The sequence below is a fragment of the Pseudophaeobacter sp. 1A09344 genome (assembly GCF_041008745.1).
GTDB lineage: Bacteria > Pseudomonadota > Alphaproteobacteria > Rhodobacterales > Rhodobacteraceae > Phycobacter > Phycobacter gallaeciensis_A.
Window position 1 is genome coordinate 66,869 of the sequence record NZ_JAXGFS010000002.1, and the last position, 12,580, is coordinate 79,448.

At 60.8% G+C, this 12,580-nt stretch carries 8 protein-coding genes and 1 pseudogene; all 9 read right to left on the bottom strand.

What is annotated here, in order from left to right; genetic code table 11:
* Window positions 1–32 precede the first annotated feature (32 nt).
* On the bottom strand, window positions 33–1,373 hold the full coding sequence (tssK, locus tag SM765_RS03480; RefSeq protein ID WP_274834714.1) for a type VI secretion system baseplate subunit TssK: 1,341 nt from the start codon (window positions 1,371–1,373) through the stop codon (window positions 33–35).
* 39 nt (window positions 1,374–1,412) lie between these two features.
* Window positions 1,413–2,924, bottom strand: coding sequence for a type VI secretion system-associated FHA domain protein TagH (tagH, locus tag SM765_RS03485; protein ID WP_274837462.1), 1,512 nt, complete (start codon window positions 2,922–2,924; stop codon window positions 1,413–1,415).
* 8 nt (window positions 2,925–2,932) lie between these two features.
* Window positions 2,933–3,232 carry a PAAR domain-containing protein gene (locus SM765_RS03490; protein ID WP_274830717.1) on the bottom strand — a complete coding sequence of 100 codons (300 nt, stop codon included), beginning with the start codon at window positions 3,230–3,232 and terminating at the stop codon, window positions 2,933–2,935.
* Window positions 3,233–3,249: 17 nt separating this feature from the next.
* Window positions 3,250–3,858 carry a DUF6931 family protein gene (locus SM765_RS03495; protein WP_274830718.1) on the bottom strand — a complete coding sequence of 203 codons (609 nt, stop codon included), beginning with the start codon at window positions 3,856–3,858 and terminating at the stop codon, window positions 3,250–3,252.
* Between the two features lie 9 nt (window positions 3,859–3,867).
* On the bottom strand, window positions 3,868–5,979 hold the full coding sequence (locus SM765_RS03500) for a type VI secretion system Vgr family protein (protein ID WP_274837461.1): 2,112 nt from the start codon (window positions 5,977–5,979) through the stop codon (window positions 3,868–3,870).
* A 63-nt stretch (window positions 5,980–6,042) separates the two neighbouring features.
* Complete coding sequence (locus tag SM765_RS03505) at window positions 6,043–8,418, bottom strand: type VI secretion system contractile sheath domain-containing protein (RefSeq protein WP_274837495.1); 2,376 nt, start codon at window positions 8,416–8,418, stop codon at window positions 6,043–6,045.
* Window positions 8,419–9,957: 1,539 nt separating this feature from the next.
* Window positions 9,958–10,458 (bottom strand): annotated as a pseudogene (gene tssB, locus SM765_RS03510) (type VI secretion system contractile sheath small subunit); the annotation flags it as partial.
* Entirely contained in the window at window positions 10,451–11,308 is an 858-nt protein-coding gene (locus tag SM765_RS03515; protein WP_274830720.1) for an ion transporter, read from the bottom strand. The gene SM765_RS03515 and the pseudogene tssB, both read right to left, overlap by 8 nt.
* Window positions 11,309–11,339: 31 nt before the next feature.
* On the bottom strand, window positions 11,340–12,578 hold the full coding sequence (locus tag SM765_RS03520; protein ID WP_274830721.1) for a hypothetical protein: 1,239 nt from the start codon (window positions 12,576–12,578) through the stop codon (window positions 11,340–11,342).
* Between the last annotated feature and the right edge of the window lie 2 nt (window positions 12,579–12,580).

Here is a 12,580-nt window from a genome sequence, read left to right on the forward strand (position 1 = left end):
GGCGCCGCATGACGATCCGGTACCGGACCGCCCTACCCGTTTCTGATCGCCCACAGCTCCATCTTGAGCCCGGGATACTGCCCCGACACATGCACGGCGATGCCACCGGATGTGGTCATCTTGCGCCAATAGGGGCTGTCGGCATCCATTTCGAAGTATACCACACCCGCATGATAGGGGATCTGCCGCGGCGCCACCGGCAAGGGGCGCAGCGTGATCCCTGGCAACGCGGAGTTCACCAGCTGACGGATTTCCTCGACCGGGCCGATCTTGGCCTGACCGGCAAAGTGGCGACGCACATCCTCGGCCGGGATCTCGGCGCTGACCGCCAGGACAAACCCGGCATTGCCCAGCAGTTTGCGGTCCGCGATAACCCCGACGGAAATACCGTATTTGCGCGGCTCCAGCTTGATTGAAATCGCGGTCTGTTCCAGCACCGAGCTGAGGTACTGCCGCAGGGTGCGGATCACCGGTGCGAAACAGCCCATCAGATTATCATGGGTATAGGCGGGGAATTCGGGCGCCTGTTTTTCCGTAGACATGAAAACCGACAACTCTCCGGCCAACCCGGTCAGCAGTGTGAACAGCCGTTCGGGGTGCAGGTTTTCGATCTGCCGCAGATGGCGCACCATCGGCAGCGTGCGGTTGACCACCGTCAGCAGCAGAAAGTCGGACACATCCGCCACGCCGCGGGCGCCTCCGGCTTCGGCCAGACGTCCGGCCAGGGCCTCCATGCGATGCGCGAGAAGCCCTTCGAGTTCCCGCAAAAACCCCGAAAGCGCCGGAGCCGCACGCACATCCAGACAGGAGGGAATGAAGGCCTGATCCAGCACGATCTCCTGATCAGGGCGCACTTCGATGATCCGGGCCACAGGGATGGCCAGCAGGTCAGCCAGATCATCGACCTCAAGCGCGAATTGCAGCCGCATCTTGCCCACATCCAAAGGCACCGGTTTGCGCTCGGCGCTGGTGACATCGGTCACCTCCTGCGTGTCGGGACGCAACCGGCTGGCCGAGCGTTCGGCGCCGGACAGATCCACCTCGGCAGCGCCCTGACGGCGTTGCGGCACGGTCAGGTAGACGACGCAGTCCTTGACCGTCGACGGCACCTCCATCGCGGGCGGATGCGGATCGGCCATAGGCACCCGGAACACCGTGCCATCATGGGTCAGCCCCTCGCAGGACTTCAGTGCAAACTGGCCGATTTTCAACGCTTCGTGGTCGATCTCAAGCCCGTTCACCCCCCAGGTATAGGGGCCAAGACGCCGCGCCAGCCCGCCGACAAGCGCCTCGGTATAGCGGTCGGCCTGCTGGAAATGATGAGGCTGCAGAAACAGCCCCTCGGTCCAAAGCACTTTACTGTCCCAGGACACTGGGTTCTCCTTTTAATTGGACCACGCGCAGGGCGCGGGTCAGTCTTTCAACCGGTCCAGCTGAGCCTTGTAGGCCCGCGCAAATTCGCGGCTGAACAGGTCGTGAAAATCGTTTTCCGCCTGATCTGAAATCTCGGCGTATAGTTGTTCGTAAACATCCCAGTAGCGTGCCTTCTTGCCGCGCAAGATCCCGCTCAGGCCGCCCTTGTCCTCGATCTGCGCCTCCAGCGCCTTGGGATCCAGACGGCCCAGCACCCCTTTGAGCGCGGCCTCCATGCCGGTGACCATGGCGACCTCATGCGCCTTGATATCCTGCAAGGCTTCTTCGGCAGCGGTTTCCGGCGACAGGTAGCCCTTGGTCGCGGGGCGGAGCATGGTCTCAATCGCCTGTTCCGGCGTGATCGAGAATTTCAACGGGTTGTTGCCGCCTGCGGAAATCATCGTCTGTTCGATCCGGAACTCGGATTTGATCGAGGTCCGAGTCATCAGGATTTCGCGCAGGCCCGCGATGAGGGTGTGCATGACCCGGCCCATCCTGCGCATGGCCGTCGCCGGATCTTCGCCTTTCAAGGCGGCCTCTTCGGCGCCGAGCCCTTCCAGGAAGGCCGCCGTGATCTGATCGCCAGATGCATCCGATGTCGCGGCCGCCGCTGTCTGATCAGTCGGCGGCGCGTCAGCCGGTTGCGGAGCCGGGGCTATTGGTTCCGGCGCGGTGTGTTGCGGCGGTGGCGCTGGTGCAGGATCTGGCTGATGGTCCTCTGCAGGGGGGGCGGCTGGCGGCATATCCTCGGCGGGTGAAGGCGGCGCAGCCACTGCTGGATCCGCGGGCGGGGTCGGCGCCTCGGAAGGTCCCTCGATCCCCGAAAGGAAATCATCATCCCAATCATCCGGGATGAGCGCCGAAGATGACGTGCTGGGCGATGAAAAACTGTCCTGCGCCGAGGGGGCATGGCTGGGCAGGCTGGCGCCCTCCCCTTCGCGGCCATCGCTGGCCTTCTGGAAAAAGGGATCTTCATCTTCGCCCATCGGCGGCAGCAATTCGTCGATGGGATCTACCGGGTTCAGCTGCGAGGGGCCGGTCGGCTCCGACCCGCCCAGAAGATCATCCAGAAAATCACGCCCCGGGCCGGCATCGTCCAGCAGCGCCAGCGGGTCCGGCGCGTTCTCGGCCACACCGGGTGACATCGGTGCCGCCTCCAGTGGCGCTGCAATGCCCGCATCCGGTTCGGCCAGATCATCGCGGATTTCGATGACCAACTCGTAATTCCCGATACAGATCACATCACCGTTGTTGAGCGGCGTCGGTGTGCGGCCAAGCGGGATTTTCGAATAGTTCAGAAAGGTGCCATTCGAGCTGAGATCGACGATCACGACCGAGCCGTTGTGATCCTCGATCACGCAGTGATGGCGCGACAGCATCTGATCGGGATCCGGCAGCACCATATCATTGCTGGCGCCGCGCCCGACGGTCAGGCTGGCCCCCCGCATCGGCACCGGCGCCGCATCGCCAGGCATCGTTCCCGAGCTCTGAAATTTGAGCGTCACCGCCATAGTCGCGATTATCCTCCTACAATCACTGTCACCTGCCCCATGGTGATCATGCCACCACAGGCCGCGTTATCCAGAATGCGGGCGGCGGGCAGATTGTTGATCAGTACCGTCGCCGATCCCTTGATGATCGGATGCGGTGGGGCGGCCGTGCACATGTCGCTCATCCGGGCAGCAGGCAGGCCACCGACCAGAACGGTCACGGCGCAGGGCGGCAGAATCGGTGTCGGCACCGGCAGCACCGGTGGCGGCGGCGTCGATGGCAGCATGCAAGCATGCAGATCGGTCACGCGGGCCTGGGGCATTCCCATGTCAAACCACCTCCTCGTTACACTTCTTCAGAGGCCGCCGACGTGGCAGCCCCCTGACCATTGCCGCCGCGCGCAATATCCAGCGCTCGGGCGACCAACACACGGCCATGTTCTTCAAACCTATCAGACAATTGGCCCAACGCTACCATATTCATGGCAAAAGCGGCCGCCTCGGAGGCCCCGGCCGGCGCGGGATACTGACGCAGATCGCCCGGCCCCAAGGTGCCATCGGCATAAAGCACCGCCAGAGCACAATTGACCGTGTCATCATCCACATAGGCATGGTCCAGCGTGATGCGCGCCGCATCGCGGTTTTCCTCGCTCGGGTCCAGAACCCAGGCTTCGGAGGTGGTCAGTGACGGCGGATCCTTGGGCGAGCGCGGCCCGATATAATCACGCGCGGCAAGGCAGGCCCACCAGACCCGCTCCCGTGGCGGCAAAAGCACGGCAAGAAGACGCAACAGGTCCACCAAAGCGCCCTTGTCCGCCAGTTCTTTCAGCACCGCCGGGGCCGTTGCGGTCGGCGGAGACTGTAACGGGGTCTTCAGCAGAACATTCGCCCGCGACAGCAGCTTGGCGACCGGATCGGCGGGAAGCTTTTTCAGATCATCATAGTTTTCCGACATCGTTCCCACCTAGTTGATCAGCGTCAGGCCGCCCTTGAGGGTCAGCATTGCGTCGCCTTTGACCGTAGTCATCGGCGCCTTCGCCTCGACCATGCCGGAGCCTTCGATCTTGATCATCGGGCCCTTGATGGTGACACCCGAATTGTCGATCTTGACCGAGGATCCCCCCACCTTGAGCAGGATTTCCTGTCCCGCCGACATCTCGATCTTCCCTGCCGTCACATCCACGGTCAGATTGCCAAGCGAGACCGTTTCGGAGTGATTGCCCTTGGCAATCGTTTCGGTCAGGTTACCCGTGTCCACATCAAGGGTCATGTTGCCCTTCTGGATGGTTTCAGACTTGTCACCCATCTCCACCAGTTCCGTGCGATCCCCGGATTTCACGGTTTCTGTCATGTTCTGCTTGATGGTCATCGCAAAACTTTTCTCGTCCGTGCCCGGCGCATCCGGATCAGGCGCATCCAGCCCCACCGTCACTGCTGAGCGATCCTTGACCAGCATCTGGTGATCCTTCTGCGCCTGAACACGCATCAGCTCCTCGCCGGCCTTGTCCTCGAACATCAGCTCGTTATAGCCGCCGCCGCCCTTGGACGAGTTGGTCTTGATCCCCAGCTGCGTCTGATCGTCGGGATATTTGTAGGGTGGCATTGTGTCGGAATTATAGAGCATTCCGGTGCAGATCGGGCGGTCCGGATTGCCGTCCTCAAACTGGATCACCACCTCCTGACCGATACGCGGCACTGCCACCATGCCCCAGTTCTTACCAGACCAGGGCGTGACGACGCGCACGAAACAACAGGCGGTTTCGTTCTTCTTGCCCTCCCTGTCCCAGTGAAACTGAACCTTGATGCGGCCATATTCATCGGTCCAGATTTCCTCGCCGCTTTGCCCGACAACCGTCGCGGTCTGAAGGCCCGGCACCTCGGGCCAGGGCGTCACCAGCGGGGCGCGGAACTGTTCCTGCTTTTCGATCGCGGAAAAGGTCGAAGCATAGGCGTCGCCTGCGACCTCTTCGGGGAAATCCATGTTGCGGGGTTTCACGTCCCGCCGCATCTCGCCCTCTTTGGCAGCGTCGCTCTTGCGGTCTTCCCTTTCGTTGTAATCCCCTGCCACCTGCAGATAGTGGATCGTATCCACCACCAGATATTCGCCATTGGCGTCACTGTCCGGGTGGTTTTTCAGAGTAAAGGTTCCACCAGTGCCAAGGGTGCGCACGCTGGAGGCACCGCGCCAGCGTTTATGAGCTATCGCTTCGGCTTCCATCCGTACCCGGGCCAGTTTTCCGCCTAGGCCGGTGTCTTTGCGGTGATGGCCCTGATAGTCGTAGACCTCGTAATCCTTGTGGCTGTGATTGCCGCGGGTGATCGAGTTATTGACCTTGAGATCCGCCATGGGTGAGGTGAAATCGAAATCATTCAGCGTCACCTTGCCTCGGGTCAGCGTTTCCTCGCGCGTCCATTCGGCAATGTGATCCTCGCGGCGGCGATCGCGATCATCGCGGGCATGGAATTCGATGGTCGATGAGCCGTTGATCGGGGAATGCCCGCTGATCCCGTCGCACAACACAAGGCTTTCGGCAGAATTCTTGTCCTTATTGCTGTCAAAGTAGAAATAAATGCCTTCCTCTTCCATCAGGCGGCACAGAAAGGCGTAGTCCGTTTCCCGGTATTGCAGGCAGTATTCCCGCTTTTCGTATGAATCGCTGAGCCGGTCGCGAAAATCGCTAAAACCATATTCGCTAAAGATCTGCTTGATGATGTCGACCGCCGACAGGTTCTGGAACACCCGGCTGTCAGAGGTGCGCGTCAACAACCAGAACCAGGGCCGGACCTCAGCTATATAGTGACCATAGCCATCCCGGAACCCCATGTTTTCAACCGAGATGCACAGGCCGGAAAACTTCTGGTCGCTTCCATCTGCCGTTGTCACATGCAAATTCAGGGTCTGGCCGACGATCTCTTCCAGTTTGACCGCCTTGTTCTTGGACTGAAACGCGACCGTGGTTTCGGTCAGCTTGCTCAACCCTTCGCGCACGATGGCCCGTTTCAGGTGCAGGTCCCGGGCGCTGTAGCTGCCCGACATCCAGACCATATCGCTTTCATGGGCTTTGCTCTCAACCATGGCGGCTCCTTTCAAGAATGAAGGCCAGAGCGGACCCAGCCCGCCTTATGTCCATCCGAAACATCATAAATCATCCAATAGCGCGGCAAGATCGGCATCCATGCCATCGTCGTCGCCGCTGTCCTCATCAATATCTTCAAAAGACGCCAGCAAATCATCGAGATCGCCGCCGTCGTCGCCACCCGTATCAAGATCAAGGTCTTCGAGCCCCAGATCATCAAGGTTCAGATCGTCATCATCGCCACCATCTGAACCGGGAGCGATATCCTCGCCGCCTGCGGCAGATGCAGCCTTGCGCGGATCGGGCGGCGAAGGTTCTGGGGCGGGCAGGCCGGTCCAGGGGCCCAGGATTTCTCCGCCTTTCACCGACTGGAAGGAGGTCAGACGCAACTCGTCCCGTCCCTTGACCGCCGCAATCGCCATGAAGCCACGCTCATTGGCCATGGCGATCTTGTCCAGATCGATGTTGCGTTCGGTACAGGGCAGCGCCACCTGATCCCCAAAACGGTCATTCACATAATGATAGGGCATGCCGCCAAGGCTCATGATGCTGCCCAGCTGCATCGCCGCACCATTGGCCTTGAAGGAGCGCGCCAGCAGGATGACCACCAGAACAACTGGATTGGCCCAGAGCATCCCGCGCAGCCCCTCGGCCTCGGTAAACTCCTCAAAATCGAACTCGTAGATCGGATCGCTTTTGGCGCCATAAGGGCGGCGCAGCAGGAACCGGGGGCTGACCAATCCCAGATGCCCCGCTTCGGACATGCCCTGCAGGGTGTCCCAGGCCTCGGCCACCAGTTTCGGGCGTTCCTTTTTCGGGACCGCCAGGAAGGCGGGCGACATAGCGGCAAAGAAGGGCGCATCCACATGCGCAGCGACCCGCGCGATCCGGCCCAAAAGCTCCGCATGCGGCGGGGTTTCCTCGAAACCATAGAGGCCAATCAGCGCCGAATAGCCGCCACGCCCGTTTTCCTCGTCCAGCGGCTCCTCGGTCAGCAGGCGGGCAAAACCGCTTTGGGTCAGATCATCGGCGGCGGCCAGATCCGCCGCCAGTTCCTCGGCCGAAACGTCATACAGCATGACCTCAAGGCTGTCGTCGACCTCGACCGAGCGCGCGATCAGATCCAGCGCGCGCCACTGCGCTTCAACTGATTGGAATTCCGGATGATGCAGCACCAGCCGCATCGCATCAGACAGCGCTTCGTCCACCGCCACCTGCATCGCCGCCACGTCCGGATCTGGCAGCGCGCGAATATGCGGGCCAACGATACGGGCCAGCATCTCCTCGACCGGAGAGGCTTGCCGCAGCGCATTGCCGGTATCGCCGATCAGCTGCTGGAAGGCGCTGAGCCGCCGGTCCGCGGGCACCGAACTGCCTGCCGAGCGGGTTTTCGGCGCATGGGCGCGGGTGCCGTGTTTCTCCGCCCAGGCGCGCAACGTCGTCACCGCATGATCCGCCGTGGCGCCGCTTTGCAACTGTTTGCGCAGCCCCACGAGTTCAGAAAACAGCGCAACATTTTCAAACAGCTCATCCGGGTGCAGATCGTCCAGCGTGCCCAGCTTGACCGCGATGCCTGCGCCATCCTTGCCGATGGGCAGCACCAATTCGGTGGCAAAGCTTTCGATCACATCCTCGACCGTATCGGGATCCAAGAGAACCGCTTTACGCGCAGCCAGGGCATCGCCGGTTTCGACAATACCGCGCGCCGCCCGGCCCGAAAAATCCCCAAACAGCGCCAAGCGGAAGCGTTTTCTCACCAATTTCTGCGGCTCAGGACGGTCTGCGGAGAGGGTTCCAAATGCGAATTCCGGGTCCTTGTCAGCCTCGGCTTCCGCGGCTGCCGGAGGGGCCACCTCTTCTTTGGCTGTCTCATCTGCCGTGAGATCCCCCAGAAGATCATCCAGATCGTCGCCGCCTGCGTCCTCATCCTCGCTGCCAAGCCCGGCCAGCAGATCGTCAAGATCATCATCGTCGGCCGTATCCGCAGTTTCCTCACCCGCCAACAGGGCATCCAGATCATCACCCGGATCATCCAGATCCGTCAGAAGAGCGTCGAGGTCATCGCTTTTCTCAGCTTCATCTGTGATTTCATCAGGCTCTTTTTCCTCGGAAGCTTCGTCACCCAAGCCTGCGAGCAGGTTGTCCAGATCATCCTCATCTGCATCGTCGCTGGCGTCTTCTTCGAACCCGGACAACAAATCATCCAGATCATCGCCCGCCGCTTTCTCTGCCGCCTCTTCGGCTTCATCAGAGTCGTCCGAAGTCTCATCCGCGAGCAGAGCATCCAGATCGAAATCCGCATCACTCGGCTCTGCCTCGGACACCTCCTCATCATCGTCCGCCAGCAAAGCGGCAAGGTCATCGTCCGGAGCGTCATCCGGCTCTTGGACCTCGGTCGCATCCTGCAAGAGGGCTGCGAGATCGTCCTCCTCCTGCATCTGATCTGCCTGCCCTTCAGGCTCTTCATCTGCAGTCAAATCACCCAGAAGATCGTCCAGATCACTGTCCTCGGCCGCTGTCTCCTCTGCCTCGTCGCTCAGACCCAGATCGGACAGGATGTCATCCGCGTCTCCTTCGTCCGCGTCGTCGCCGCCGACCCGATCCTCTTCAGAGATACCACCCAGAATGTCATCAAGGTCGGGATCAGCTTGCTCGCTATCCCCTGTCTCGACTTCCACCAGAGACTGCAGCGCATCCTCCGCTGTATCACTTGCCTCTGCCGCGTCGGTTTCCGGCCCGGCTAGCCCTTCCAACAGCGCCGCGACATCGTCTTCCGGCGCTTCGGTTTCTGAAACTTCAACCGACGTAAGGCTGCTAAGGGCTGCCACCTGGGCAGTGTCTTCGCCTTCTGCCTCTTCGTCATCGTGGCTATCACTCAGGCCGAGATCCGACAGGATATCATCCGCTCCCCCTTCGTCCGTGTCGTCGCCGCCGGTCGGCTCCTCTTCGGAAATGCCGCCTAGAATGCCATCGAGATCGGGGGCGTCTTCCTCGCTATCCCCTGTCTCGACTTCCGCCAGAGACTGCAGCGCGTCTTCCGTTGTATCGGCTTCCTCTACCGCGTCGGTTTCCGGCTCGGCTAAGCCTTCCAGCAGCGCCGCGACATCGTCCTCAGGCGCTCCACTGTCTGAAACCTCAACCGAGGCCAGACTGCTGAGGGCAGCTGTCTGCGCCGCCTCCTCTTCCGCGCCGCTGGTATCCCCTGGTACGCTCCCGAGGATATCTGCCAGCGTATCTTCCGGTTCTTCCTGCTCCGGCGGTGGCGCGGCGGTGGCCAGGGTATCGAGGGCTTTCAACGCTTCATCCTCGTCGCCTACAGGGTCCGTCTCTTCCGCTGTGGCAATGCCGCCAAGAATATCGCTTACATCCTCTTCAGCAGCCTGCACCGTTTCCACGTCAGACAGGCTGTCCAGCGCGGCCAAAGCCTCATCCGGCGCGTCGCTGTCTTCGGTTTCGGGCAAACTGTCGAGCGCGGCGGACAGATCGTCCTGCGTCTCTTCCTCTTCTACCGGGGACTGCGAAAGGCCCTGCAACACCTGCGCCGCGTCGTCCTTTTCAGGTGGCGTTGCCGTGTCCGTCGCCTCAATACCTCCAAGAACATCATCGATGTCAGGCCCGGCATCCTCAGCGGCAGGTGCAGTGCTTGCGATCCCGGCCAGGACATCGGTCACCGTGTCAGCCCCCGTGTCCTGAGATGGTTCTGACCCCGCCAGATCCTTCAGGACATCCGCCGTCTCGTCCTCTGCCGGTTCTGCCGCCGGTTCACCCGTCGCAAGACCCTCAAGGATACCGGAGGTCGCATCCGCCTCATCCTGTTCCTCAGGCGCCTGCCCGCGCAGGCTGTCCAGAACACCCGCGGACCCGTCCTCTGTTTTTACCTCTACCGGGGCCTGGCCTGCCAAGTCCGACAGAATATCGCTGCTGTCATCCGCAGCCTCCTCTGGCAAATCTATGCCACGCAAGGATTCAAGGGCCGTCTCTGTGTCGGCGGAGGGTTCGGAGGCCGACACCGCCGCCAGCAAGCTGGGAGTATGCAGGATCTTTTCGATCAGCGCCTCCGCCCCGGATTTGCCATCCATATAGGCCATCAGGTTTTGCAGCTGGGTGCGCGCCTCCAGCAGCGGGCGCAGCGCGTCCACCTTGGCGGCAATCGCGCCGGGTGAAAAATCCTTCATGCTTTCGAAAGTCAGATCGACCGACAGATTGCCCTCGCCGGTCAGCGTGTTGGGCACCGAAAAGGCGGCGCGGGGCGCCAGCGCCTTCATCCGCGCGTCGAAATTGTCGACGTCGATCTCCAGAAATGTCCGGTCCGCCACCGACGGCTGCGGCACCTTCGATTTGCCCGTCAGATCCGCCATCACCCCCATGACAAAGGGCAGCTGAACCTTCTTCTCCGCGCCGTAAAGCTCCACATCATATTCAATCTGAACCCGGGGCGCACGATTGCGGGCAATGAACTTTTGTGAGCTGTCAGCCATCCCCGCCCCCTTTCAGCGCCGCCAGTTCATTGCGCAGCACTTTGATCTCCTGATGCATCTCCAGAACATGTTCGTCGATCACATCAGTCTCCCGGCGCACCAGATCGCGCAGCTGTTCGAATTCGGCTTCCGCCTCAGCCTCCACCGCGGACTGCATGGTATTGACCAGAAGACCGATGAACAGGTTCAGCACCGAAAAGGCGGTGATGACGATAAAGGGCACGAAGAACGACCAGGCAAAGGGGAAAACCTCCATCACCGGACGCACGATCCCCATCGACCAGCTTTCCAATGTCATGATCTGGAAGAGGGAATAGAGCGACCGCCCCAGCGTGCCGAACCATTCCGGGAAAGCCGCGCCATACATCAGCGTTGCCATCACCCCAAAGACGTAGAAGACGATTGAGATCATGACGATCACCGCGCCCATGCCGGGCAAGGCATCCAGAAGCGCCTGCACCACAGCCCGCATCTGCGGAATGACTGAAAGCAGGCGCAGCGCCCGGATCACCCGCAACCCGCGCAGGGCCGACAGCCCTTGTTTGTCCGGCAAAAGACCGACGCTGACGACCAGCAGGTCAAAGATATTCCAGGCCGAGGCGAAGAACCGGAACCCATAGGCGAAGAGTTTCAGCGCCAGTTCAGCAACAAAGATCCCCAGCACAAGCCGGTCGATCCCATCCAGCAAACCGCCAATCTGGGCATCGACCGATTGTGAGGTGCTGAGTCCCAGCGTCACCGCGTTGAAGATGATGACACCCAGGATACCGTTGGTCACCGCAGGGCGTTCCACAAAAATGCGGGCGCGGGCGCGCAGCGTCAAACTCTCTTCGTGGTCTGCGGTACTCAACGTCTCTTCTCCTCTCGCTCTTTGGCAGGCGTCAGGCCGCCGCTTCCACCACGTTGTCGACCAGGCCCTTGATGTCCTTGATCGCATCGAGGACGCCCTTGCCCTCTTCCAGGATGGTCAGTTTCTCCAGCTCCTTGATCTTCTGAATGGTGGTACGGTCGTCGATCTCCAGACCGTTGCCCTTCATCACCTCCTGAATTTCAACGAGAAACGCTTCGCGCTCAGCCAGCTTCTTGTTCATGGCAGAGCCTGCCCGTTTCAGATCCATACATTTCGCGCCGATCTTGACCCCTTCCTTCAGGGTCCTGTTGGACTTCATCGCCTTCATCAGTTTGTCCGCGCTGGCGCCCAGTTTGTCAGCGCGGTGGCGGGTCTTGGTGGTGTGTTCACGGTAGGCCACGCGGGCCTTTTCCACATCGGCAAGGTTGCTTTTGATCTTCTTCACCGAGAAATCCATGATCTTTGCGGCGATGGATTTCAGATCACGCCCCTGGGTGACTTCCTCTCCGGCATCTTTCGCAGATTTCAGCGCTCCCTTGATCGCGGCCATCGGTTTGGAATAATCGAGATTGCCCGCGATATCGCCAAGTCCCTGCCGGTCGATTGCCTGCTGCACCGAGGTTTCCCGCAGTTTCAGAAAGGCAGCGAGCCCCTTTTGCAGGTCCTTGCGCAGCTTGGCTTCGTTCTTCAGCTGCTGATTGATCTCAAGACCCAGTTTGGCCACCTCGACCACGATGGTTTTGTAGGAGGTGATCTCGGCCCCCGATGTGGCAATCAGTTTCGCCACCGAGGCGCCGATCTTGATCACACCAAGGCTGCATTTGACCGTAGTCTTGACCCGCGCCTCTTTCAGCAACTTATCCTTCTGCGCCTCGGCCTTCAGCGTCTTTTCAACCGCCTTCTGGGCTGCCGGTTCGGCCGAGGCCAAGGCGTTCTTGATGCTCATGTTGGAGTCAGCGATCATCTGCTGCGCCGCTGCCACGTTCTTCTTGGTCGGCTCCTGCATCAGCTCGCCGATCTTCTTGTCGAGCCGGACCGCCTCTTCCTTGATGATCTTCTCGTAATCCAGCATCACCGCCTCGGCGGCCGCTTTCAGACGGTTCATCGCCGTGCTGGGCACCTCTTTGGGCTTCGACAGCTTGCCGGTGGTTGTGACCTCGATCACCACGTCCGCGCGGTATTTGGGGATTTCCAGATAGATCAGCTTTGGTTTGCTGCGCACGATATCGATGATTGGCAGCGTTGCCTTTGTTACTGTCGTCTTTGCCATCT